Genomic DNA, 23,338 nt, shown 5'->3' on the forward strand with positions numbered 1-23,338 from the left:
ACGATCGTGCAATACTTATGAACGGTCGTTCACGAGGCTCATTGCGTCCCACGCCTGCTTTCGGGACTGGCGGCATCACGTCAGCCCGCCGTCCGGCCGGAACGATCAACTCTGAACGAACGTGCGGAGGGTACAAGTGGCCAGCAGTGAAATCGCCTACCACGCGGCGACCCTGTACTACGCCGAGAACCAGACGATGGACGCCATTGCCCGGCAACTCAGCGTCTCCCGCCCGACGGTGTCGCGGCTGCTGAGCCAAGCCCGCGAAACCGGCTTGGTGCAAGTGACGCTGTACCCCCCGACCCGAACCGCTCAGGGCTTGGAGCGCGAACTGGCGCTCGCCTTCGGCATCGAGGCGATCGTCGTGGACTCCGGAGAAGCGAGCGGACCGCCCGGAAGGCGTAGTGCCACCGCTGTCGCGGCCGCCCGCTTCCTGGAAACCAATTTCTCGCCCGGTATGGTCTTGGGCGTTTCGTGGGGCCGCACGATGGATCTGGTGGCACGCGCCCTGACGCCGACCCCCCTGCGCAATTCGCGCGTCGTTCAGCTCAATGGCTCGGTGAGTACCGTCGACGAGGGACGCGGACCCGAGTCGGTCCTTGCCCGCTTCGGGGCGGCTTTCGACAGCAGTGTGCTGCACTTTCCCGTTCCCGCGTTCTTCGACGACCCCGCGACTCGCGACGCGATGTGGAAGGAGACGAGCATTCGCCGCATCCTGGATCTGCGGCGCGCCGCAGATATCGCCGTGTTCGGCGTGGGGTCGGTCCACGCGGGTGCCCCGAGCCCCGTCTACACCTCGCGCTATCTCAGCGAAACAGACCACCGGACGCTCGTCACGTCGGGAATCGTCGGCGACGTGTGCACCGTCTTTCTCCGCGCGGATGGGTCCCATCAGGGCTTTCCGTTGAACGACCGAACGACCGGCATCCAGCCCGAGGAACTGCGCGGCATCCCTGTTCGGTTGTGTGTAGCTGCAGCCCCAGAGCGCGCAGATGCCATCCGGGCTGCGCTCCGCGCGGGTCTCGTGACGCATCTGATCATCGACGCCGTGACCGCGAAGTCGCTGGCCGCCCTCGATGACGAGGAGGACGGCTGAGCGATCGTCCTCGCGGACAGGCTCGGACAGATGAATCGACCGCACACGCCTCAACCGCTCACACGGACGAGCAAGTCGACGCGATCCCGGCCCCCGAGGTCCGGGGGCTCGAACGGCATCCGAAAGGAAAGGGCGATGTCGACCAGTCCCTCGCGTTCGACGATGAGCCGGACGGTGCGAGTCTCGGTGAGCGAACCGCCAAGGCCATCACTAGACCAGGTCAACTGCACACCATGTGCTGGTGCGATGACGGCAGCGATAACCGCGGATGTCACATATCCCTCGTTGCGCACGTCGACCTCGACGTCGAGTGGCTCTCCGGCTCGCGCCTCGAGGACTCCCGCGCCACGGCGCTCGGCGTGGACGCGAGCTTCCGGGTTGATGGTCAGGCCGACCGCGTTCGCCCGTTCGTGCTGAGCCGGCATCGAGTCCTGCGGGTGACCGCAGTGACATTCGGGGCCGCAGTGCGCGCATACCTCGTTCACGAGGTTGCGTCGGATTCGTCCGCGATTGCGTCGTACGTGAGTCGGGCGTGATCGAATGCCAACCGCGCATCCTCCACCTCCTCCGTCCGCAGGAAGCGCGACTTCTCCTCCCACAGCACGTCGACCGCACGACGACACCACTGCGCGCTTCGGCGGGATGCCCGGACCGGACGGCCGCCGACCTCCACGAAGACGGGGTGGGTGTGGCCCGAGGGGAGTACCCGAAGCGCGAACCAGCTCGACTCGCTCACCGGGACGTCCCAGACGACGTCTTGAGGCGTCCCATCCGCGATAACCGTGGCGCGTTCGATCACGAGCCCGTTCTGCACCAATTCCACAACGACAGACCGCGTCGACCCGATCCGAGCCCGCTCGATGTGCCATGACGGGCGCGCGAAGCCAGGAGAAGACCGGATACGTTCCGTCTCGGCGTCCGGCGCGGGTTCGAGCAGGCAGGCGATCGTGCCCGCGACGGTCACCGACGCGTCCTCGGCGAGGCCGAGCACGTCGCCACTCTGAGCGCCTTCGACCCGGAAGTCCAGCACGTGGGTTCGGCCGTCGCCGAAGTACAAGCGCCCGTCGGCGAGTCCTCGGATCCATTCGCCGTACCCGTCATCCCCGACGGGTCGTTGGTCGAGTCGGACGTAGGTGCGGCCAACGCCCGGACGTTCATCGAAGATGCACGGGTAGTCGGTCTCCCCCACCATCGCCAGCCGGTACCCGCAGTTGAGCATGTGGTACCAGGCGTTGAGTTCCATGGCGGGCATCGCCTCGGCGCCCGCGAGAAAGTCGACGACACCGTGGGTCACGTCGACGATGGCCTCGTTCGTTCCGATGCTGTTGAACTTCGGGATGTCATCGTTGGGCAGCTCGTCCGAGTCCACGGCCATCCCGAATCCGCAGTGCGCGAACCCGACCACGGCGCCTTGCTTCTTCGCCCAGCGGAGCACTGGCAGAGTCCACGACGGCCAGTCCTCGATGACGGCGGTGCCCGGGTAGTCCTGGTCTCGCAGATTGAGCAGCATCACGTGACCGAGATGGCTGGAGGGAAACCCGGAGATCTCCACGTCGTACCGCAAGAGGCTTTCGCCATCGCGGTCGGTGCGTTCCGTTATGAACGTCTGGTTATTTGCTTCCTGCAGCGAGGGATGCTCGAGGGTCGCCTCGGGACTGGTCACATGCCCGGTGAAGAACTGGCGCTGATGGTAGTAGCCCGGGCCCCACGTGAGGACCGCGCCGATCGAGAGCGCTTCGCCCCGGACCTGCCGGATCATCGTCTCGGGTCGAACCCCCTCGGTAGGGCTTTCGTAGTGCGAGCAGCCGGCCGCGTGGATATGGGGATCGCCGGAGTACCAGCCGTGCGCCTCGGGATCGATCCAACGAGAGAGTTTCGCGGTGATCACGTCAGACTCGCCCGTGATGCTGACCCTTTGCGTGTGCGGCAAGTACTCGGGTCCCCGTTGCGTCGTGACCTCGAATTCCCCGGCCGGTAGGCGCAGGGTCTCACCGTGACCTCGGTAGACCTGCGGGTGGAAGCGCATGTCGGGTGCCACTCGCATCGCCTGCGGGGGGTAGACGCGACCCCGATCATCGCGCACGACGAACGAGGCGACGCACGTGAGCCCGCTTTCGTCGCGGACCTCGAGCGGCACCGCATGCGAGCGCTCGGTGTGGAAGCTGATGTCGATGCCCTGCTGCCCCGAGTGCGCGCCGATCGGTGAGTCCGCGTGAGTGGTCAGTGCCAGGTAGGCCTCGCGGTCGCCCTGTGCTCGGCCGTAAAGGTTCAACACCCGATACTCAACTCCGAGACCACTCAGCGGTGCCGAGTCTGCAAGATCCGCCAGCATCCAGGCGTCCGCGATCATCCCGGTCTTGTCGAGTCGATCTGCGAGGAACGGCCGCTGCGTCATGCTCGACGGTCCGCTGAACTCTCCCGGCACCGGCGCCTGTCGGAATCCGGGAACAGGATTGATATGCAGGTGCAGCGGCACGGCGAGTTCGTGATCGTTCGCGATGCGGACCAGGACGCTTCGCCACCCGTGTTCCATGACAACAGCGGGTGCCGCTCCCCGCTCCGCGCGCGCATACCCCTGCGAATCGAGCTCGACCGACATCAGAACAAGCGCGGAGAGCAGTTCCTCCGCCTCGCGCACCGCATCCGGCGTTGCGGCGAGCGCGAGCTCCTCGAGGCGCGCGCGAGCGTCGTGCGATACGGGCGAACCCAGGGAAGCGAGGGCGCCGGTGACTCGCGACGTCATCGCGAAGTAGGGCTGGGGCGGGACCACGACGGCGGTGCGAACGCTCATGAGGCACGCTTCCCGCGCGCGAGACGTCGAGTGTTCAACGAGTCGAGCAGCACGGCGACGAAGATGAGCGCGCCCTGCACGAACTGCACCAGGAACGGATTGACGTTCAGCAGGATCAGGCCGTTGTTGATGACACCGATCAGCAGCACTCCGACGAAGGTGCCGACCATCGTCCCCTTACCGCCGAACAGGCTCGAGCCACCGATGACGACCGCTGCGATGACCTGCAGCTCGAGGCCGACGCCGGCGTTCGGCGTGGCCGCTCCGAGTCGACCCGCAGAGACGAGGGCGGCAATGCCCGCGGCAACACCCGCGATCACGTACACCGAGAAAAGAACCCTGTGGTCGTTGATCCCCGCCAGCCGCGCGGCCTCACGGTTGCCTCCGACCGCGTAAACGCGATGCCCGAAGGTCGTGCCTCGCAAAAGAATGTGCCCCACCACGAAGGTGAGGAGCATCAGCAGGACCGCGGCGGGCACTCCGAACACGTTGCCGTTACCGAACCACGTGTAAGCGGGCGGCAGGTCGTAGAGGCTGGCCCCCTGGCTGATGTTGAGCGTCAGGCCCCGCGCCATGCCCATGACGGCAAGCGTCACGATGAACGGCGCGAGTCGGAGCCACGTCACGCTCGCACCGTTGAAGGCGCCGATCGCCGCGGAGATGAGGAGGGTCAGCGCGATTCCCGTGATGGGGTCGATTCCGAGCCCGAAGAGCGTCGCGACGATGATCCCGGACAGCGCAAGGTTCGCGCCGACGGACAAGTCGATGCCGCCCGTGATAATTACGAATGTGGCCCCTACGGCGGCGATGCCCACGAGCGAGGACTGCACGAGCACGGAGGTCAGGTTGCTGACAGTGAAGAAGCGATCGGTGAGAAGGCTGAGGGCGATGCACACGAGGATGAGAGCCACCGCGATGGCGGTGACGTTGCTCGAGAGCACGCGCTGGATAAGCGTCGATGTGACGGCGCGGCGCGGCGCAGGCGGGCTTGATTCGTTGAGCGGCTTTGAGTCGGTCATGAGAACCTCCGGGTCGAGCGGCGCGTCATCCTGCGGCCGCGAGTTTGAGAATGCGTTCGCGGTCGAAGTGCGCGCGAGCCACTTCGCCCACGATGCGGCCGGCGCGCATGACGTAGACGCGGTCGGCGACGGCGAGCACCTCGTCGGTGTCGGAACTGGTCAGGACGACGGCGGCTCCGCGCTCCGCGAGACCGAGGACGTGCGTGTGGATGCTCGATTTGGCGCCGATATCCACTCCGCGCGTGGGGTCGTCGAGTAGCACGACCGTCGGGGCATGCGCGGCGACACGAGCCAGCAGAATTTTCTGCTGGTTGCCTCCCGAGAGCCGGCCGACGGCGCGCGCCTGCGATTCGACCTTCGCGCCGAACTCCGTGATCCGATCCGCAGCCAGACGCGCCTTGCGCCGTCGATTGATGATGCCGAGACGCGAGAACTGGTTGTAGAGGCCGTAAGAGAGGTTGTCTTCGACCGACGCTTCGAGCACCAGGCCCTCACCTTTGCGGTCTTCGGACGCGTACGAGACACCCGCGCGTCGAGCAGCGGCGATGCTGCCGCCGCGCAATGCGCGGCCTCCCACGACGACGCGACCCGAGGTCGGGCGCACGACTCCCGCGACCGCTTTCATGAGTTCCGTACGTCCCGCACCCGCTAGCCCGACGAGACCGACGATCTCGTGGGCGGCCGCGCGCAGATCGACCGACCCCACACCCGGGGCCTGGAGTCCCTCGACGACGAGGCGATCTTCGCCCGGCTCGCGCGGCGACCAGGGATACGCGTGAGCGAGATCCTTGGCGAGCATCGTCTGAACGAGCGTCTGCTCGTCCCACTCGCCGATGGGTTTGTCTGCGACCAGACGCCCGTCTCGCATGACGGCGACCCGGCCAGCGATGCGGAACAACTCGTCGAGATGATGGCTGACGTACAGCACACTCAGGCCATCCATCCGCAACTTGTCGATGATCTCGAGGAGCGTCTCCACCTCGCTCTCGGCGAGGGACGATGTCGGCTCATCGAACACGAGAACCCGCGCATCGCGAGCCAGGCACCGCGCGATCTCCACGAGTTGCCGCTCGGACGGCGACAGGCTCCGCACCGGACGGGCGGTGTCGAGCGACCCGAGCCCCACTCGCGACAGGGCCTTGGAGGCCGCCGCCGCGTTGGCCCGGGCACGAACAAGCCCCGCGCGGTGCAGGGGGCGGCCCAGCATCAGGTTGTCCGCGACAGACATGTCCGGGACATCCGTCAGCTCTTGATAGATGACGCTGACCCCGGCGTCGATGAGCGCACGGGGCGTCGTGCCGATCTCCTGCCCGCCGACGAGCACGGTTCCCGAATCGGGGCGAGTGGCGCCGGCAAGTACCTTGATGAAGGTCGACTTGCCGGCGCCGTTCTCACCTGCGAGAGCCGTGACGGTGCCCGCCTGCAACGCGAGGTCGATGCCGTCGAGAGCTTTAACGCCGGGGTAGGACTTCGTCACCCCGCGGAACTCGATCACGGTCTCGTTCATGGATCAGTCGTCCAGTTGCTCCGCCCAGATGCCGAACTCCGCGGCTTCGGGGCTGTCGATGTTCTCGGGCGTAATCATGAACACGGGGAGGGCGATCTCCGTCTCGGGGCTCTCGCCTGCTTCGAGTTGATTGACGATGTCCATCGCCATCCGACCCATCTCGAGCGGGTTGAGGCTCACTGTCGTGTCGAGTTCGCCGCTTCGGATCGCATCGATCCCAGGAGGCGATCCGTCGCTGCCGACGATGAAGATGTGCTCCGGGTCGCCGATGGGCTGCAGTCGGCCCGCTTCCTTGAGCGCCGCGATGACACCGGCGGCGGACGCATCGTTCGCCGCGAAGATCGCGTCGATCTCGGGCTGTGCCTGCAAGATCGTCGACATGACCTCGTAGGACGGTTCGCTCATGAACCGGCCGTCCTGCTGTGCGACCACCTCGATATCGGGGTACTCGTCCAGGATCTCCATGAAGCCCTCGGTGCGTCCGGAGGCCGCGGTGATGCCCGTGACACCGGTCACCTCGACGACCGTGCCGCTGGGCTCGCCGTACTTGTCGGTCAGGTAGCTCACGACCGCATCGCCGGCCTGGCGACCCACTTCGTCCGGGGTTGAGACGAGCGTGCCCTCAACGGGCGCGGGGACCGCATCCGCAAGCACGATGACCTTGATCCCGGCCGCCTGAGCTGCCTCGATCGACGGCGTGATGGCAGTGCCGTCGAGCGGGGTGAGGAACAGGTAGTCGATCCCTTGGCTGATCATGCTGGAGATGTCGCTGACCTGCTTGTCGAGCACGCTGTCCGCGTTCGCCACGGTGAGCTCGTAGCCGTACTCTTCGGCCCCCTCTTCGAGGCCCTGAAGGGCACCGGCGAAGAACGGGTTGGCGAGGGTATGGACGGAATATCCGATGCGCAACGTGTCGTCGTCGCTTCCCCCTCCGGCGTCGCCGCCGGATGAAGAGCAGGCCGTGAAGGCCGCCAGGCTGAGGACCGCTGTTGCCGCGACCAATGCCTTCCGGGTAGTGCTGTGCTTCATGGGCTATCCATTCTCGAGTCGGTTCTCGTGCTGGTCTGAAGGTGAACATCACCCTCTCTGCAATGTGTTTCGTGCACGTTTTGAAACCCCCCATCTGAACAAACGTTCATTCCCCCGTGGCCCGCAACGGCGCGCTTGCGCCCGCAAGTCCGCAAGATGCCGGCCGCTGGGGCCAAACCTGAACGGACGTACCAAGCCCGACAGAGGGTCCGGATAGTCGAGCCGCGGGCTTATGACGTGGCCGCTTCACGCGTCGCACGAGCCGGAACTGGCGTTAGCTACCGAACGACGAGCCGACGCCCGGCCGGCCGCTGCTGCTGAGTATTCGACCCCTTGAGCACCACTGATTATTGCGGTTGGGCACCACCGGATATCGCGGTTGAGCACCAGGCGGTATTGCCGGTGAGCACCACCCCGTGGAAGCGGCGCTCACCGGCGTCGGCTCAGTTGGCCGCGGCGGTGTGTTCGCGCATGTTCACCTCGCCGGTTTCGATCCAGATGGTGTTGTGGACGATGCGGTCCATGATCGCGTCGGCGTGGACTCCGCCGCCGAGGCGCCCGTGCCAGTCCTTCTTCGCGTACTGGGTGCAGAACACTGTCGACGTCGCGTCGTAGCGTCTCTCGAGCAGCTCGAGGAGCATGGTTCTCGTGTCGTCGGTCGGGGTGTCGAGCAGCCACTCATCGATCACGAGCAGGGTGAACGCGGCGTACTTGCGTAGCCACTTCTCTCTCCCCGCTGGTCGGTCCTTCGCGGCGGCCCAGGATTCTTCGAGGTCGGGCATGCGGATGTAGTGGGCTCGGTAGCGGTGCTGACAGGCCTGCTTCGCCAACGCGGATCCGAGGTAGGACTTGCCGGAGCCGGTGAATCCTTGGAACACGACGTTCTGTTGCCTGCTGATGAAGTGGCAGGTCCCGAGCTGCGCGATGACCCCGCGATCGAGGCCGCGCTGTTCGAGCATGTCGACCCGGCGCAGGTCCGCGTTCGGGTAGCGGAGCCCGGCGCGTCGGACGAGGCCTTCGACCTTGGAGTGGGTGAACGCGGCGTGGGCGTCGTCGACAGCGATCTTGATCCGCTCCTCGAACACCACCCCGATCGTGAGGGCGTCGTCCTGGGCTTCGATTGCGTCGACCAGCGACGTGACGCCCATCTCGCGCAGCTTCCGTTTGGTCTCGGAGTCGAGCCGGCTCATCGGGCGCCTCCTGCGTAGTAGTCGGCGCCGCGGACATACCCCGTCGGCTCGGGTGGTGTCCCGGGTGTCGCCCAGGCATCACGGTTGCCGGGCTCGTCCTGCCTGGTCTCGAGGATGGGTCGTAGGTGTGCGTAGCGCGGCGACCTCACCTTCGACGCGAGAGCGATGCCGGCGGCGGCTTCGACGCGGTCGGCGGAGTACCGGCGCGTCATGCGGAGCACTGCCAGCGCAGCGTTGATGCCCTGCTCATCGACGGGCACCGACTCGAAGATCCGGTTCACGACGATCGTTGTGTTCTCCCCGATCCTCGCCGCCCATTCCCGGACCCTGGGGGCGTCCCACTGCCGATACTGCGGACCGTCGGGCAGATCGCTGTCATGGGTGCGGTACTCGTTCACCGTCCCGGCCGGAGCGAGAAGATGACTGGTCAGCCGATCCTGCCCGGCGAACACTTCGAGCATCCTGTCGGTGACTCGCAGATCGACGGCGCGACCGATGTGGACGTAGGGAACGGAGTAGAAGTTCTTCTCGAACACCACATGCCCGTTCTTCTGGACGCGACGCCCGTAGACCCACCGGGAGATCTCGAACGAGACGGTCGGCAGCGGCCGTAGCAGCGGCTTCTCCTCACCCTCGAACACGCCCAGCCGGGACCCGGCGCGCTTCTGGAACGGCTCCGCGTTGAACGCCGTCATCCGCTCGTAGACCGCGGCCCGCAACTCCGGCAACGTAGCGAACGACTGGTTGCGGAGCGCCGCGATCACCCCGGTCGCGATGTTGCCGACGGTGTTCTCGACGCTCGCCTTATCCTTCGGCTTCTTCACCCGCCCTGGCAGCACCGCCGCCGAGTAATGCGCCGCGAGCTCCCGATACGCGTCGTTGAGAACCACCTCACCCTCCGCCGGGTGGGAGATCACCCCAGTCTTCAAGTTGTCCGGGACGATCCGGGGAACACTGCCGCCGAACCAGTCGAACATCGCGACATGGGCGCGCAGCCAGGTGTCCTGCTTCAGATCCAGCGTCGGCTCGACGAACGCGTACCTCGAGAACGGCAACGTCGCGACGAACAAGTAGACCCTCGACACGACACCGGTGACCGGGTCCACGAGCTGCATCGTCTTGCCCGACCAGTCGACCTCGACCGACTGCCCCGCCTTGTGACCGACCCGCGACGCCGCCCCGGTGATGAGCACGTGGTGCTGGTAGGACTTGCAGAACCGGTCGTATCCCATCGCCGGTTCACCCCTGCCTCGGCAGGCGTCGACGTACTCGCCGTGGAGCAGCTTGAGCGTGACTCCGACCTTCGCGAGCTCCTTGTGAACCTGGCCCCAGTCCGGCTGCGCGTGAACACTGTCGTGCTCACCTCGCCCGGGGAACAACCGCGAGTACACCTCCGCGTCATCGAGACCGGCAACAGCGTCGTAATCGATGCCCTCCCGGTCGGCGGCGTCGAACACCGCGATCACCGAGTGTCGCGACATGCCCTGCGCCTCGATCTGCCGCTTCGAAAACCCCTCCGCGCGAAGCCGGAGCACCAGCTTCGCCTTGATCCTGCGTACCATCCGAACTACTCCTTCTGCCGCGTGATTGGCCACGCGGCAGAAGGAGCCTAAGAAGGTGGTGCTGAACCCGAATATCCGGTGGTGCCCAACGACAAGAACACGGTGCTCAGCGAGCGGTGCTCAACCGCAATACCGGTGGTGCTCAGAGGACCTAATACTCAGCTGCCGCTCAACGTCTCCTTCGGCGCGACCGAGGGCTGCAGACGCGGCAATCCGTCAAGAGGGGGAGATCGGGACTGGCGGTTCGACGGGCGAGTGAGCGTCCGCGATGCGGCGACGAATCGTCTCCGCAGTCAGTTCAGCCTGCTGCATCAGATCGAGGATCGCCCGGTGGTTCCGCCAGTGCTCGGCCCATAGATCGGCACCCACGAGCGCTTCGAAGTCCACCCTCGTTGGGGTTCCCCATTGCTCGAACGCCTCTAGCCGGGCGACACGCTCTCCAACATCCGGAACGCCCTTAGTCGTCGGCGAGAGTCGGGCCGAACCCAGCATCCAATCGCGCCAGTTCTTATTGCCCTTACTCTGATTGCACTTGCCGCACGCGGGAACGAGGTTATGGATCTCGGAAATGATGCCGGTGGGCTTCTGCCCCACGACGAGCGGACGGAAGTGGTCCCACTCGCTGGCCTCGTTGCCGCAGTACGCGCACACTGTGGTGTCCATGCCTAAGACACTCAGCGCCTCCTCCACCTGAGCCTGGCTCGGCCAGATTACGGGAATGATCCCGTTGACAAAGGAGTTGGTGATGCTCGAACTGCGGCCTGTGATTCGCACCGGATTCGGCATCGCGAACTCTGTGCGACGGGGCATGGAGTTGACGCTACCGGTGCGGCCCGGGCCGCCCCGCGGACCACGCTGGAAAGCAGCGTTAGCGAGCCAGGCGTGGCCGTCGCGCTTTCGTGCGTCTTCCGTTCGAAACCGTCAGAAAGGCGCCGCATGCCACCCGCCGCGTCCTGCTCATCGACCGATCGACGGCCCTCCAGATCCAGAAGGACCAGTGTGCGGCGCCGCAGGGTCGTACGGCCTCCCCGGGTTGTAGGGGTCGACCGCTGGTGCCCGCCGAGGCTCCTGGATCCGCACCTCCGGCGCGAGGCCCGCATCACGGGCGCGGGTCATGAGGCGGGTCGCGGTGCTCTGGCTGATCTTGAGGGTGTCGGCGACGAGCTTGAGCGGGGGGTAGCTTATCGCCGTCGCGACGCGATAGACGGCGATCGAGTCGCGCAGCGCCTCCGAGGGGTCGCGCTTCCCCGCCACCCGCATGCGGCTCAGAAACTCTCGCACCGGGATTCGGTCGCGATCGCTGACATCCTCCTCGCCGACATCGACCGTGACGACGTCGAGTGCGGATGTCGTCATGATCCAGTGTGTGCGCACTTCGCGGAGCATCTGGCTGGTGATGTCGACGCCTTCCCCCTCGCGCTCGAGGGCGGCGGACGCGACGGCAGTGCGGCCGAGCACAGCATCCCACTCCACGCGCACGGTGATCGTGCCGGGCACGTCTTGCTCCCCCGACACGCGCGCATGCCATGACTTTGGCAGCGTCACGCGACTGCCGAGATCGATGCGCTCGTCGCTGATGTCAAGTGCCTCGACGTCTGTCATTTAGCCCACTATTCCAGGTCGCGGGCGGATTGCGAAGAAGAGCGTCGATCTTGGCTCACAAGTGTGCTAGTTTGCGACGAAGGGAGACTGACACTGCTGGCTCAACGAAGGGAACCGACATGAACCACTCACCGGAGCACCTTGCTCTCACGATGAAGGATGCCGCCAAGCTCGTCGGCGTTGACTACCGCACGATCAAGCTCGGCATCGAGAACGGGACCATTCCGACGGTCCAGCTTGGGCCGCGCCGGATGATTCCCCGCGTCCCGCTGCTTCGGGTGTTCGGGATCAACGCCTGACAACCAGCGAATGCTTGTGCTCAGGTGGCGGAACTCGCCATGCAACGGTCTGTGAGGTGAGGTCCTGATCGGCGGTGGAGACTTTGGCATAGCCAGTCTGTGTTCCGTTCATGCCGCCGTCTGAACAGCGGCGCAACAGGGTTGGGCTCCCACCGGGGCAGCGCGGACGAGCTGTGGGACCGCGGCATCGCACTCTTCACCGGCGGCGTACCCTTCGTCGAACTCGGCGCCATCCGTCAACCCGCCGCGACGGCACCCCGCTCACTCCATACCATGTTTCGAACGACTAAGGGCTGAAACCCTTCGAAGCAGCGTACGCCTTGAGCGTTGCCGAGAACTCATGGCGAGGTGCGATCGCTTCGCGAAGGTCATCTGCGAATAGCTCCTTCAACTCGGGCTCTGTCTCGGTGTGCCAGCGCTCGATTCGCGCGTGTACCCCTTCGATCGCAAGGATCTTGGCCATAACCAGTTCGCTCCGAGTGTTGAACTTGAACTTCCGGACGGTGTTGGCCCCGCGCTGACTACCCAACTCAGCGGTCACGAGGCCTCCATAAAACTGAAGGTGCACATCGACATCGTCGACATATGGGTCTAGGAGTTGCAGTTCGGCATTCAAGGTCCAATAGTCGCGCTTGTTGGTGTTGCACCGCGGGCAGACCAATCCGAGGTTGTCCCAGTCGAGTACTAACTCAGGAAAGACTCCCTTAGGACGAATGTGCTCGACGGCGGAGTACGAAACGTCGTCGATACGACCTTCGCAGTACATGCACTTCCCCATGCACTCGGCTCGGAGTGCATCGACAACCGCGGCTGCACGCCACGGCGCCGGCTTCGCGTTGGCGGGAGCTGCGACAAAATTGGCGGTTAGCGCCTCTTGGTTCTCCTTAAGCCAGGCTGGGATGGGACTCTTCTCGAGCCGGATCACAGCGTAGAGCCGTCAGTCCGCAATGCGTCGATTGCCGCCGGAAACTGAGCACCGAGCCCAGCGGCAATCAGGCGCTCACGAAGAAGACGAAGGTCATCGGCCTTCGGGTCATCGGGAACCGCTGTCAACGCCCTTTGCAGTTCGACTTCAGCCCACTGCGGAAGGGGGGTATCAAGCCCAAGTACAGACATGAGCGTCTCGTCAGACGTGGCCGACGAGTTGATGTCGCGCACCTGGCGAGACCGGACCCGCCCGTGCTCATCATTGCGGAGCGCGTACACCAGCGAGTCACGGGAGGAGGTGACCACGAACGGCGAATGAGTAGCCACGACATAGGTGGCTAAGGGGAAGGCTTCCAACAACGTTGGAAGAATGGTGCGCTGCAGCTCAGGGTGGAGATGATTCTCGGGCTCGTCGATGCACACCGTGAAGGAGTCTGCGCCTCGACCTCTCAAGAAGATCTGCCAGCCAAGCTCTACCACCGCGCTGACGCCACCCGACACAGCCTCGAGCGGGAACTGCGACGAGCTGGTCTTAACCCAGACATCGCCATCCTCGACGACTAGACGGCGAAAAGCGAGAGCACGCGGCAACAGCTTCGCGAGAACATCTTGAAATCCTTCCCAGATGTCTCGAGCCTCAGAATTGGCGACAACAGCAGCGTTGCCATACGCGTACATTGCCGCCGCGACCAAAGCCTCCTTCATTCGATAAAGCGGACTGTAGCGGCTATTTCCACCGGAATAACGAGTTTGAACCTCGTTCGCGAACTGAGTCAGTAGGGCATCCGCTGTTGAAAACTTTGCGGGAAGGTTCTGCAGCGCCTGGTAGCCGCTGATCGATCGGTGGGATGAAATGAAGATGCCCGGAACCGGCTGTTGCGACGGAATCTGAAGTGGCTGGACTGTCGTCTGCTCTGTCAGAACTTCCTGGATCGGCGTCCAAACTCCGTTCGAATACGAGAGCTGGCCAACGCGAGCGACATGCGTTCCCGAGCCGAGTTCGCGATAGCGGGCGCTTGAGGTAACTAGTTGCGCTGCCCAGCTGAAGTGCGGCGCCAGAACGTTGAGCAACGTAGTCTTGCCCGCACCGTTGGCTCCCGTTAGTACTGTAAGACGCGGGTGGAAGTCGATGGCGACTTCACTGAACTGGCGCCACTGAGACAACTCCAGCCTGCTAAAGGTGTTGGCTTCCGTAATCTGGTGCCCGCGGAACGACTCACGAGCCTCCGTAAGAGCTGCCCAATCCCGCAGCCGAGGGTCCTCGTACAGTGCAGTTTGCGAGCCCGCCGCACGGACCGCGAGATAGGACCGCCCCGCTTCGTTAATCTGACGATTCGCACCGTCTGGACTCCACGCGAGTTCAAGCAGGTCTATGACTACGAGGGCCTGGTAGTGAACAACAACTGCGGCAGATCGAAGTCGCCAAGCGGGATCGTTTTCATTTGCGTAGTTCACCAGAGTCTCGGCGTCGACTGGCTGCGGAAATCGCTCCATTATCCTGAGCACTGCCGTGACAGCGGCCTCGAGTTCGTCCCATCGCATTCCTGGACTATATCCAGTTATGAAGATTCGGCTTGAAGGTCGAGCTCCGATCTCTGCGGGTTAATCGTGCACGATGATCCAGCGGCGCGCGCCGCCCGCAACGGGTCGGTCAGCGTACCCATGATCGGACCCCTTCGGAGGAACACGCACGGCTAATTGCGACGACGTGCGAGGCCGGTGTCCGGGTCCGCGCGTCGAGCCCGCGCGGTTTCGTAGACTGCAAGGATGGCCAAGGTTGACCCACTCCAGCTCGCTGCATCGGCGTACGTTTCCTCTCAATGGGAGGAAGGTGATTGGCGTCAGTTCGGGCGCGATACCGGCACATCCGACATTCTGAGCAATCATCTTCGCCTGTATCGATCCCAGAGCTTTGGCGATCCGGACTACCCCGATGCGGCGGCGGAGGTCCTGCAGGAGGTACTGCGAGAGGGGCCTGAAAAAGACTCTGGGGAGAAGGGTCGAATGGAACTCCTGGCGAACTCCATGCCGGGCCTCCCGGGCTGGATTGCAGAAAATGCGCCCCCGCGCCTGCGGAAGCTGTTCAACGACTACATTGCCGGTCGCGCCATCTCTGAGATTCCCGATGCCTGGATCGATAGCCAGTCTGTCGTGCTCGAGTCATCCATTCCCGCTAGCGCCGTAGGAAATGAACCTGCCACGACACGGGTGGCGGCGCAGCCGAACCCTTTGCCGAGGCAGGTTGGAACACCAGCCGCGGGGAACCCGGAACCCGTCCTGTCGGTGGATAACGGCGTAATGGGCGCGGCTTCCCCCGACATCTTCATCGTGCATGGGCACGACGAAGCAGCGCGGGATTCGATTCGAATCTACGTGCACGACCTCACCGGGGTCATGCCTGTTTCGCTCGCAGAGCAAGCCGGCAGCGGGAACACGATCATTGAGAAGTTTGAGAAATGGGGAGGAGCGGCCTCCTACGTCATCGTCCTTCTGACGCCAGACGACGTTGGGCATACACTCGCCGAGCATCAGGCTGGATCGGCTCCTAACCCTCGTGCCCGCCAGAACGTTGTGCTGGAGCTTGGCTACTTCATCGCAACTCTTGGGCGCGCGAATGTCGTCGTAATGGACGCGAGCGTCGAGCGGCCTTCCGATCTTGCTGGGCTGAGCTACGTAGCGTACCCCGGCCTGAACTGGAAAGACGATCTTCGGAAAGAGCTCAAAGCGGCCGGGCTAGTTCAGTAGCCCGGCCGCGGCCAATTCGGAGAATTTCGACGCCACCGGCATCCAACGAACCCGCGGCCGTCCGTCCACAATTCGGACGGCGAGCCTGGACTAGGCGTGCAGCAAACCGATACGACCTCACGACAGGTGCGGGGTCAGGCCAGGGCATGGGGCGGACGAGGCATTCGCTCGCAGAGCCGTCAGTCACGGCGCCATCGAAACCACCCTCCGTGGTGGCGGTCGCGCACGCGAAGTCAGTCCTTCGCGTGCGCAGCCAACGAAGTCCGCGGTTCGGGTAGCTGATCTAGGCCAAGCCTCAGTCGCACTACATTCCTAAACTGGGGCGCCAGCGTGTACACCTCGTCGGCGTGACTGTATTTGAGGCGCTCGGTCATGGGCCGTCCTTGAGCAGCCAGATTGAACACATGCATCGGCTCCTGAACCCGGTTGGCCGCGGCGAGCACTTTGCTTGATGCTGCGAGGCTGAGCTGTGCCAGGGCGTCATCAATCGCGTGGGCATGCTTACTCCATCGCATGAACTCGTCCTCAACGCCCACGACGCTCGGTCGGCCAGTGATGAGCACCTCTCCGACCGTGAGCGACGTGACAAAGGTCGCGTATCTCTGCAGAGCATCTAGATAAGCAAGGGCGGCGGGACGCAGCGCCGCATCGAGACGCCTTTCGTCCTCACGACGGTGTCGTCTCCGCTCGAGCCTGAGAGCAACTAGCTGTGCGATGGCAATGCCAAGGAGCGTAAAGACTCCGGCCACTAGCGGAGTTGCCCACCACGGAGTCTCGGTCAAGACGTGGTCCCGGATTCGCTGTGGAACGACTTGATGTCCATGGCCTCAACCTAGCGGCTCTCCACATGACCTGTCTGACGAAGATCGGCCCCTTCGCCGCGACCGGGTTTGTCTACAAGCGGTTGGTTCTCGTTCGATACGAAGTGGGACCAACCAACGAGCAGAACGCCGGTAAAAGCGGCCGTAGCCCGATCGGAGGCGAACCCCGCCGCACCTGTGACCTCATAGCCCGCCCGAGCACTCGCTCGCTGAGCGCCCACTCTAGATGCCGATCTCGCGCCCCACACTCGGCGCCCCGACCACGGGCCCCGTCGCCACTGTTACCTCGCGGTCCCGCGCCGCGCGCCGTAACTCCGCCTGAGCCGCGCGCACCGCATCCCGCATCGTCAGCTCGGGCGTACCGCGCTGCATCGACTCCGCGAGACAATCGCGGGCAGCGGCATCCGTCCGGGCGACCACGATCGCGACGTTGTGCACCCGCCCGCGAGTGAGGCCGACGTACAGTCCCGCCGCGTCCACATCGGGCCCGACAACGGAGGCATCGGCGGTGTCGCCCTGCACGCCATGCACCGTCGACGCGTAGGCAAGCTGCAGGTGCTCACGCGCATACTCGGCAGACACTCGTCGAAACTCGCCGCTGTCGCCGACCGACACAAGGTCGACGGACTCCTCGAGGATGCCGCGCACGACCCACTGCGCACGATTCTCGACGCCCGTGAGCCGGTCGTTTCGGCGGGTCTGGACGGCGTCACCGACGAGGATGCGCTGCTCCCCCATCCCCCACGCGACCAAGCCGGGATCGAGCTCGCCGTGATCGACTCGGCGCTGCTGGATCGCGTCGTTGATGGCATCCGCCTCAGCGTTGGTCCCGGAAACCAAGGTCACCCGCTTGCCACGCGCATGCCACTCGAAGTACGCGTCGATCATCTGCTCACGGGCTGCATCGTGATGATCCACCCGCGTGACATGCCCGCGTTCCGCCAGCTCACCAGCGACCGCTAGCGCGCGCTCTCGATCCCCCGCATCGCGCAGCCGCAGCGTGAGCGCCGCATACTCGGGATCCCGGAACCGATGCACCGTATCGAGCTCAACCGCGGCATTTGCGTGCCGGATCGCGGAACCCATCGCACCGGAATGCCCGATCGGCAACGCCTGATGCGGGTCGCCGACGAACGCGAGCCCGACACCCTGTTCGATCGCAAGTTCGGCAAGTGCGTTCGCCGTCTGCAGATCGACCATTCCCGCTTCATCGACCACGATCCGCTCGCGAGCACGCAACACGTACCGCGTCGGCCCGCCATACACGACACCCGTGCTGGGGTCGACCTCCCCCACGCTCAGTCGTGTCCACACCATCGCGCCAGCCTGATCGGCACCCCACCGGTATCCGTGATCGGCGAGCAGTGCATGAATGCTGGATGCTGCAGCCCCGACCTCGCGGGACGCCACCGAGGCAGCTTTCCGGGTCGGAGCGACGACGTGCATCCGCCGCCGTTGCGCCCCAAGCGCTGCGAACGCAACGCGGAGCATCGTCGTCTTACCTGTGCCAGCGGGGCCGGTGACCGTGACGAGTCCGTCTGTCCCGGCGATCGCACACGCGGCAACGCTTTGCGAAGGATCCAATGCCGAGATCTCCTCGTTCGGCGCGAAGCGATACAACTCGTTCGGCAGGAGCGAGCGCCCCTGCCGGGCGAGCACGTCAAGGCGTGCAGCTAGGCGCACCTTGGCCCGCACCGTCTCGGTGGCCATGAAGGCCTTGACGTGCACGGGCGGAACCTCCGCAACAAGCCTAAGGACTGCCGCCGCGGCGCGCGTCGTAATCTCGACGATCACGCCGTCGAGCTGATCGCGCAGCGCAACGATGCCGGTCCGCGAGAGAGCGCGGACTGCGCCAGCGCGGATGTCGAAGGTGCTGAACCGCCCACCGCTCGATGTGGACCGTTGGTCCGCATCCACGATCGCCGCAGCAGCGAGCAGATCCAGATCGAGGGCGTGCAGGTCTTTCGGAGCCATGGCAATAGGTCCGCGCTCGGTGATCAGGCTCGGATCGATCTCCGCGATCTCGTCGCGGACGCGCGACTCCCATGACATCTCGTCGAGGTCTGCTGGCTTATTCGGTCGCGCTACCGCCCATGCACGCCGGTCGATCTGTTGAAGCACGTCGACGCTCGGCGCCGATCCCCCGTGCGCTGCCGACCAGTCCGAGATCAGGCGCGCGCGGTTCGCCTCGATCTGCGCCGACCGACGCGAGAGCGGGCGCACGGCGCTGGCGAGTTCGGTGATCTCCCCCGCGTCGTTGAGCATGTAGCCATGGCGCGCGAGCGCAGCGTTCCACGCTGGGTCTGTGCGCCCAGCGAGCTCGCCCTCGGCGTTGATGACGGTGTGCAGCTTCATTGCGACGCGCGAGTCGAGGTTCGACCACTTACCGTCCGCGCCGAGCACCTTGATGTTCAGCCAGAGGTGCCGGTGGATGTGCGGGTCGAGCGCCCGGGATCGGCGGTGCTGCAGCTCGACAACCTCGATGCGGCTGACCTCCTCGCGGATGAGGCCGCCGTGCCCGCGCCGTGCGTTGAGCTCAGTCTGCCAAGTGAGCAGGATGCGCTCACGCAGCCGGTCTTGCAGCGCCTCGAACTCGGCGGCGAGCTCGGGATGCAGCAGCGCCGCGATGCTGTACGACTTCGGGTGATTGAGCGTCCCGTCGAGCAGCAGGTCTGCGTCGGGGCTCAGCCGCTGGAGGCCTCGCTCCTCCCCCGTGACCGGGTCGTGCCCGGCGAGCCAGACACGAAGGCCCCCGGTCGTGAGCTGGTCAGTCGTGATGACGCCGTTGTCGACGATGAATCGAGAGACGGCGGAATCGGATGCCGCGCCATACGCCTCGAGCGCTTCGGCGCCCGTCGAGTGGGGCAGATGGGCGTCGCACGTGCCCTCGAGAGCATACGAGATCGCGTGCCGAACCCCGCGGGATTCGACGCCCCTCTTCCATCGCTCCAGACCTCCGCGCATGGCGCCAGAGTAGGCTGGGTTTTCGCGTTTATCCAGGGATTTTTCTGCGTTGTAGGCATCTGTAGCAAAGCGGTTTCAAAGGGCGCCGCCCACCCTGGGTGCCTGCGTGCATTGCGATTGCTGAATTGCGGTCGCTGGCACGTCGTCCGCTTTGAATCGTGCCGCGTGGGTGCTCGCTTCGACTCGATGCGGCCGAGCTCGTGGCTCGTCGCCGGCGATCTAGGTGCGAGACTTGAAACCATGGGAGCGAATGTGGTCGGCATCGGATACGAGGGCCTCGACATAGAGGCGCTCGTCTCGCGGCTGCGGCTGAGAAACGTCGCGACTGTCGTGGATGTTCGCCTCAACCCGATCTCACGGAAGCGGGGCCTGTCGAAGACCGCGCTTCGGGAGCGTCTCATCAGCGAAGGCATCAGCTATGAGCATCTCCCCGCGCTCGGCAACCCTCGCGAAAACCGCGAGGGTTTCGGGGAGCTCGATGGTGCGGGGGCGCGCGAAGCGCGTGAGAAGTTTGAGGAACTCATGGAAGCACCCGTTGCGCAGGCGGCGATTGAGCGTGTGCTTGAGCTTGCGGAGGCGGGCACAGTTGCGCTGCTCTGCTTCGAACAGGACGAGACCCGCTGCCATCGCGAGCTAGTGCTCACAGCGCTCCGGACACGACTCGTTTCTGTCTAGAAGAGCGTTGCCCCGTAGTCCGAGTCGCGTTTCGGCCGGTAAATGCCCAAGACGGAGAAGTTCTTTCTCTTTACTATGTCGCCAAAGTTTCCGACGAAGAAATAGGTTCGTACCTTCTCGTTCCACATCTCGGTGTGGAACTTCTGGGTGATGATCGCCTTAAGTCCGTCATCCGATTTGAAACGATTGTGATACTGCAGCGCACTCAGTTCCATATCGAGGATCCGCGGCTTGTGACCCCTGCAGGTCGAACTCATACACACATAGTCGTAGTGGACCTTGTAGCGCGGGGCAATGAGGATTGGCGTACTGTCAACCTCACCGAAGATGTCGGGCTGGCTCATCACGGCAGTCATGCTCGCGACCTGCGCGCGGGTCCATGGACCGTGGTCCTCGAACCTCAGCGCCTTGAGCTCACGCACTTCAACTAGGCCCAGTGACTGGGCGTTGAGATCAGCCTCGACACCGGCGCGAAGATCGCACATCGTCGGCCCGATGAGCGGGTTGAGCACGGGGCCCCGAGCATCCGCGGGATAGGTCTTGAACTCGCCGCCATTCCTCTGCCGCGACAGCGTCTCCCAGTTCGGACGGAAGCTCTCCATTCGAGCGTCTTTCGTCGAACGAGCAAGCTCAACCTCGATGACCTCGAACTTCTTGAACTGCTGGTCGGTATCCAGGTGCCGGAACGCGACAGGATAGATTCGCACCCAGGATCCCGTCCCGTCCTCGTTCAATCGAACGCCGGCGACGCAAACGGTATCGCCGTAAGACTTCGACGGCTCGGGCGATGCCTTTACCGTGATGAGCACGCGCGCAATTTCACTCGGCATCTCACGCCTCCTCGGTTGCGGACGATACTAGGTCGCGGCGACGACATAGCGTTCAACGCGAAACGCCCTATTCTCCGACTAAGCCGCAGCGATCTGGGATACGAGTTCGGTGCACGCTGCAATGACGAATTCTGGAACAGCGTCGAACTCACGCGGATTTAACTGCATCACGTACTCATTCTCGATGTGGTAAGTCTCGTTGACGAACTTCGTGAACACGTCATCACCCTTCAATGCGACAGGATCGAGCACGGACATGACGCGGAAGAGTTGTACCTTCTCGTAGCCAACGCTCGTACTGTCGAATCGTGACCTCAGACCACCAGGTTTCTTCAACTCTGCGAGCAGATTCGCGTAATCGAAATCGGGGATGAACTCCTTCACGAATGACGTCGCCACGTCCACCTCCGGCTGAGTCAATGCAACATGAGTCGTCGCATCCAGTGGCTTGGACGGCTCTTCGCGGAGGTGCAGGAGACTCGACAGAAGGTCGTATTCAACACCCTTCGCGCCGTGCACCTCGAAACGTCGCCGCAGATAGATGCACTTGATAATCGAATCTGAGGATGCCGCGACGTTGGCGTCACACACCTCAGAGAAGGTGGTGATGTCCCCCGCTTTGATGGGTTTCTCGGTGACGACGCCGGCGCGTCCGTTGAGGAAGTGCACCACGGGGTGAGCTGCGGTGAACTGGCTCGACGTCCCCGTCCGCACGATGTCGATGGCGGGCTCGATGTCGTGTGTGAGCAGGAGCGAGGTCACCCCACGCAGGCTGTTCTTCCCGTGGAAGAGCTGGTGCAGGATCGCGAACTTCTTGGTCTTGTCGAAGCTTGAAACCGGATCATCGAGGACCACGAGGTCCGGCTTCTCCCGCTGAACGTGGTGCATGAAGAGGACTAAGGCAAAGGCATTCTTCTCCCCGTAACTCAGGTGATCCGTAGCCGATTCGAGATGGCCAGGCGCGTCCTGGTGTTCAAGGAGCATCCGGTAGGAGTCTGCCTGAGGTTCGATGCGCACCGTGTAGCGGTAGCCTGCCGACCGCAAGAACTCGTTGATTGCGTCCTGGTTTGCCTTGATTAGTCGCGCGACGCGGGTCTTCTGCTCGCCAATGCCCCGGCGAATCTCGTTGATCTGACCGCCGACTTCGTCCAGCTTGCGGTTGATGAGTCCCACGACCGACTGAGTTGCCTCAGAGTTAAGCGCGTGCAGCAGAGCCAAGTCGATCTTCAAGTCGCTCAGGACCGACGCGACGTTCTCCTCATCGCGAAGCGAAGGAAAGGACAGACCCTTCAGCGCCGACAACTTACGAAGAAGGGTCTCGACCTGGCCACGAAGCGTGATGAGGAACAGCTCTTGCTCGGGGGTCACATCCGTAATCGAGGTCGTGAGCGATTCGAGCTGCTTCAAGTAGCCCGGTTCGAAGTAGCGTCCGAGCTTTTCGATCACGCCGCGCAGCGAGCTCATGTTCTTGACAGCGGCGGACTCGTACTCCGCGGCAACGCGAGTAGCGGTTTGCTTGTCAACGCTCTCAATCGAGCAGAACGGGCAGTTGTCTGAAAGCTCTAGGTACGCCTTACCTTTTGACTGCCAGGTGATCCATCCCGCCGGGTCATCACTGTGGAGAAAATGCTGATACCCCTGCAAGTCTTCAGGAATGTTGGATAGCTTTCCGGCCATGCCGAGTGCCTTATAGCCTCGGCTGGTCTTGGCCATGGCTCCGCCCTTAGTCACACTAAACGCATCGCGAAGCTCAGTGAAGCTGCTGAGCGCTTCGTTGAACTCGGCCTGCTCGGAGAAGGTGGTCTTCAGTTCCTCGAACATCGCCTCGATCTGCTCGTTGCCTGCCTTGTACTCCTCGGTGTTGATGAAGATCTCGAAGCTGTTCTTCAGAACTTCGTCCCGTTGGAAGACGAACTGCGACACATAGATGTCGTTGAAAGTGAGAACGCTTGTGATCTGATCTGCGCCGTCGACCGACGGCCGAGGGCCATTGTCGTCAGCGCGATGCTTGAAGGGGGTCAGCTCCTCGAGACTGCCGTCGCCTTCAGCGCGAAGCGTGAGGGCGCGAGCGATAGTGCTCTTGCCAATACCGTTCGGCCCGTACTTGATGTTGAGGGAGGAGGGCCGCAGGGAGAAAACAGCCTCTCCGACGCTGTTGCAGTTCGTGATCGTGATTCGGTATTCGCCGACCGCACTTGGCGATGAGTTCGCGAGTTCAGAATTCATGAGACTTGGCTCCCCTTGCAGCGGGTCATTTTCACTTACGAGCTTCATCTTGTTT

At 63.9% G+C, this 23,338-nt stretch carries 19 protein-coding genes; 4 read left to right on the plus strand and 15 right to left on the minus strand.

Translation table 11 applies throughout. The features are described 5' to 3' along the window. The first annotated feature begins 136 nt into the window (after positions 1 to 136). The gene (locus ACIGCK_RS05225; protein ID WP_396664372.1) at positions 137 to 1,096 is read left to right on the plus strand and encodes a sugar-binding transcriptional regulator; all 960 of its coding nucleotides are present in this window, start codon (positions 137 to 139) and stop codon (positions 1,094 to 1,096) included. Positions 1,097 to 1,146: 50 nt separating this feature from the next. Here ACIGCK_RS05225 and ACIGCK_RS05230 read toward each other — a convergent pair whose 3' ends face one another. The 9 genes from ACIGCK_RS05230 to ACIGCK_RS05270 form a co-directional block, all read right to left on the minus strand. Next, positions 1,147 to 1,521 (minus strand): hypothetical protein, encoded by a 375-nt coding sequence (locus ACIGCK_RS05230; RefSeq protein WP_396664374.1) that lies wholly within the window; start codon positions 1,519 to 1,521, stop codon positions 1,147 to 1,149. Positions 1,522 to 1,577: 56 nt separating this feature from the next. Next, the gene (locus tag ACIGCK_RS05235) at positions 1,578 to 3,887 is read right to left on the minus strand and encodes a CehA/McbA family metallohydrolase (RefSeq protein ID WP_396664376.1); all 2,310 of its coding nucleotides are present in this window, start codon (positions 3,885 to 3,887) and stop codon (positions 1,578 to 1,580) included. After that, positions 3,884 to 4,906 carry an ABC transporter permease gene (locus ACIGCK_RS05240; RefSeq protein ID WP_396664378.1) on the minus strand — a complete coding sequence of 341 codons (1,023 nt, stop codon included), beginning with the start codon at positions 4,904 to 4,906 and terminating at the stop codon, positions 3,884 to 3,886. Before ACIGCK_RS05240 ends, ACIGCK_RS05235 begins: the two co-directional genes overlap by 4 nt. 25 nt (positions 4,907 to 4,931) lie before the next feature. Then, entirely contained in the window at positions 4,932 to 6,413 is a 1,482-nt protein-coding gene (locus tag ACIGCK_RS05245; protein WP_396664380.1) for a sugar ABC transporter ATP-binding protein, read from the minus strand. A gap of 3 nt (positions 6,414 to 6,416) precedes the next feature. After that, positions 6,417 to 7,442, minus strand: coding sequence for a sugar ABC transporter substrate-binding protein (locus ACIGCK_RS05250; protein ID WP_396664382.1), 1,026 nt, complete (start codon positions 7,440 to 7,442; stop codon positions 6,417 to 6,419). A 443-nt stretch (positions 7,443 to 7,885) separates the two neighbouring features. Continuing rightward, entirely contained in the window at positions 7,886 to 8,632 is a 747-nt protein-coding gene (locus ACIGCK_RS05255; protein WP_005055316.1) for an ATP-binding protein, read from the minus strand. Then, the gene (gene istA, locus ACIGCK_RS05260) at positions 8,629 to 10,194 is read right to left on the minus strand and encodes an IS21 family transposase (RefSeq protein WP_363569197.1); all 1,566 of its coding nucleotides are present in this window, start codon (positions 10,192 to 10,194) and stop codon (positions 8,629 to 8,631) included. Before istA ends, ACIGCK_RS05255 begins: the two co-directional genes overlap by 4 nt. Positions 10,195 to 10,410: 216 nt before the next feature. Continuing rightward, positions 10,411 to 11,004 carry an HNH endonuclease gene (locus ACIGCK_RS05265; RefSeq protein ID WP_396664385.1) on the minus strand — a complete coding sequence of 198 codons (594 nt, stop codon included), beginning with the start codon at positions 11,002 to 11,004 and terminating at the stop codon, positions 10,411 to 10,413. A gap of 147 nt (positions 11,005 to 11,151) precedes the next feature. Beyond that, the gene (locus ACIGCK_RS05270) at positions 11,152 to 11,796 is read right to left on the minus strand and encodes a hypothetical protein (RefSeq protein WP_396664387.1); all 645 of its coding nucleotides are present in this window, start codon (positions 11,794 to 11,796) and stop codon (positions 11,152 to 11,154) included. 119 nt (positions 11,797 to 11,915) lie between these two features. Between ACIGCK_RS05270 and ACIGCK_RS05275 the strand changes: the two genes are divergently transcribed. After that, positions 11,916 to 12,095 carry a DNA-binding protein gene (locus tag ACIGCK_RS05275; RefSeq protein WP_396664389.1) on the plus strand — a complete coding sequence of 60 codons (180 nt, stop codon included), beginning with the start codon at positions 11,916 to 11,918 and terminating at the stop codon, positions 12,093 to 12,095. Positions 12,096 to 12,381: 286 nt separating this feature from the next. On the opposite strand, the gene ACIGCK_RS05280 is transcribed toward ACIGCK_RS05275, so the two are convergent. Together ACIGCK_RS05280 and ACIGCK_RS05285 are read right to left on the minus strand one after the other, a co-directional pair. Further along, on the minus strand, positions 12,382 to 13,020 hold the full coding sequence (locus tag ACIGCK_RS05280; RefSeq protein WP_396664391.1) for an HNH endonuclease: 639 nt from the start codon (positions 13,018 to 13,020) through the stop codon (positions 12,382 to 12,384). Further along, the gene (locus ACIGCK_RS05285; protein WP_396664393.1) at positions 13,017 to 14,564 is read right to left on the minus strand and encodes an AAA family ATPase; all 1,548 of its coding nucleotides are present in this window, start codon (positions 14,562 to 14,564) and stop codon (positions 13,017 to 13,019) included. The genes ACIGCK_RS05280 and ACIGCK_RS05285 overlap by 4 nt, the downstream gene beginning before the upstream one ends. 225 nt (positions 14,565 to 14,789) lie before the next feature. On the opposite strand from ACIGCK_RS05285, the gene ACIGCK_RS05290 reads away from it, so the two are divergent. Continuing rightward, positions 14,790 to 15,767, plus strand: a complete 978-nt coding sequence (locus ACIGCK_RS05290) for a TIR domain-containing protein (protein WP_396664395.1) — start codon at positions 14,790 to 14,792, stop codon at positions 15,765 to 15,767. Positions 15,768 to 16,000: 233 nt separating this feature from the next. On the opposite strand, the gene ACIGCK_RS05295 is transcribed toward ACIGCK_RS05290, so the two are convergent. Next, entirely contained in the window at positions 16,001 to 16,549 is a 549-nt protein-coding gene (locus ACIGCK_RS05295; RefSeq protein ID WP_396664397.1) for a hypothetical protein, read from the minus strand. A 261-nt stretch (positions 16,550 to 16,810) separates the two neighbouring features. Continuing rightward, the gene (locus ACIGCK_RS05300) at positions 16,811 to 19,552 is read right to left on the minus strand and encodes an AAA family ATPase (protein ID WP_396664399.1); all 2,742 of its coding nucleotides are present in this window, start codon (positions 19,550 to 19,552) and stop codon (positions 16,811 to 16,813) included. 240 nt (positions 19,553 to 19,792) lie between these two features. Between ACIGCK_RS05300 and ACIGCK_RS05305 the strand changes: the two genes are divergently transcribed. Then, positions 19,793 to 20,227, plus strand: coding sequence for a DUF488 family protein (locus tag ACIGCK_RS05305; RefSeq protein ID WP_396664401.1), 435 nt, complete (start codon positions 19,793 to 19,795; stop codon positions 20,225 to 20,227). Here ACIGCK_RS05305 and ACIGCK_RS05310 read toward each other — a convergent pair. Continuing rightward, a complete protein-coding gene (locus tag ACIGCK_RS05310) occupies positions 20,224 to 21,036 on the minus strand; it encodes a hypothetical protein (protein ID WP_396664402.1) in 813 nt (270 codons plus the stop codon). The two genes, ACIGCK_RS05305 and ACIGCK_RS05310, sit on opposite strands and share 4 nt — an antisense overlap. A 99-nt stretch (positions 21,037 to 21,135) precedes the next feature. Further along, positions 21,136 to 23,283, minus strand: coding sequence for an AAA family ATPase (locus ACIGCK_RS05315; protein ID WP_396664404.1), 2,148 nt, complete (start codon positions 23,281 to 23,283; stop codon positions 21,136 to 21,138). Positions 23,284 to 23,338 lie beyond the last annotated feature (55 nt).

It is taken from the genome of Microbacterium sp. NPDC078428 (assembly GCF_044542535.1).
Lineage (GTDB): Bacteria > Actinomycetota > Actinomycetes > Actinomycetales > Microbacteriaceae > Microbacterium > Microbacterium limosum.

Bases quoted from the DNA above. Each gene is read 5' to 3' on its own strand.
- ACIGCK_RS05230 (WP_396664374.1), bottom strand. From the start codon at position 1,521: ATGCCGGCTCAGCACGAACGGGCGAACGCGGTCGGCCTGACCATCAAC.
- ACIGCK_RS05235 (WP_396664376.1), bottom strand. From the start codon at position 3,887: ATGAGCGTTCGCACCGCCGTCGTGGTCCCGCCCCAGCCCTACTTCGCG.
- ACIGCK_RS05240 (WP_396664378.1), bottom strand. From the start codon at position 4,906: ATGACCGACTCAAAGCCGCTCAACGAATCAAGCCCGCCTGCGCCGCGC.
- ACIGCK_RS05245 (WP_396664380.1), bottom strand. From the start codon at position 6,413: ATGAACGAGACCGTGATCGAGTTCCGCGGGGTGACGAAGTCCTACCCC.
- ACIGCK_RS05250 (WP_396664382.1), bottom strand. From the start codon at position 7,442: ATGAAGCACAGCACTACCCGGAAGGCATTGGTCGCGGCAACAGCGGTC.
- ACIGCK_RS05255 (WP_005055316.1), bottom strand. From the start codon at position 8,632: ATGAGCCGGCTCGACTCCGAGACCAAACGGAAGCTGCGCGAGATGGGC.
- istA (WP_363569197.1), bottom strand. From the start codon at position 10,194: ATGGTACGCAGGATCAAGGCGAAGCTGGTGCTCCGGCTTCGCGCGGAG.
- ACIGCK_RS05265 (WP_396664385.1), bottom strand. From the start codon at position 11,004: ATGCCCCGTCGCACAGAGTTCGCGATGCCGAATCCGGTGCGAATCACA.
- ACIGCK_RS05270 (WP_396664387.1), bottom strand. From the start codon at position 11,796: ATGACAGACGTCGAGGCACTTGACATCAGCGACGAGCGCATCGATCTC.
- ACIGCK_RS05275 (WP_396664389.1), top strand. From the start codon at position 11,916: ATGAACCACTCACCGGAGCACCTTGCTCTCACGATGAAGGATGCCGCC.
- ACIGCK_RS05285 (WP_396664393.1), bottom strand. From the start codon at position 14,564: ATGCGATGGGACGAACTCGAGGCCGCTGTCACGGCAGTGCTCAGGATA.
- ACIGCK_RS05290 (WP_396664395.1), top strand. From the start codon at position 14,790: ATGGCCAAGGTTGACCCACTCCAGCTCGCTGCATCGGCGTACGTTTCC.
- ACIGCK_RS05300 (WP_396664399.1), bottom strand. From the start codon at position 19,552: ATGCGCGGAGGTCTGGAGCGATGGAAGAGGGGCGTCGAATCCCGCGGG.
- ACIGCK_RS05305 (WP_396664401.1), top strand. From the start codon at position 19,793: ATGGGAGCGAATGTGGTCGGCATCGGATACGAGGGCCTCGACATAGAG.
- ACIGCK_RS05315 (WP_396664404.1), bottom strand. From the start codon at position 23,283: ATGAATTCTGAACTCGCGAACTCATCGCCAAGTGCGGTCGGCGAATAC.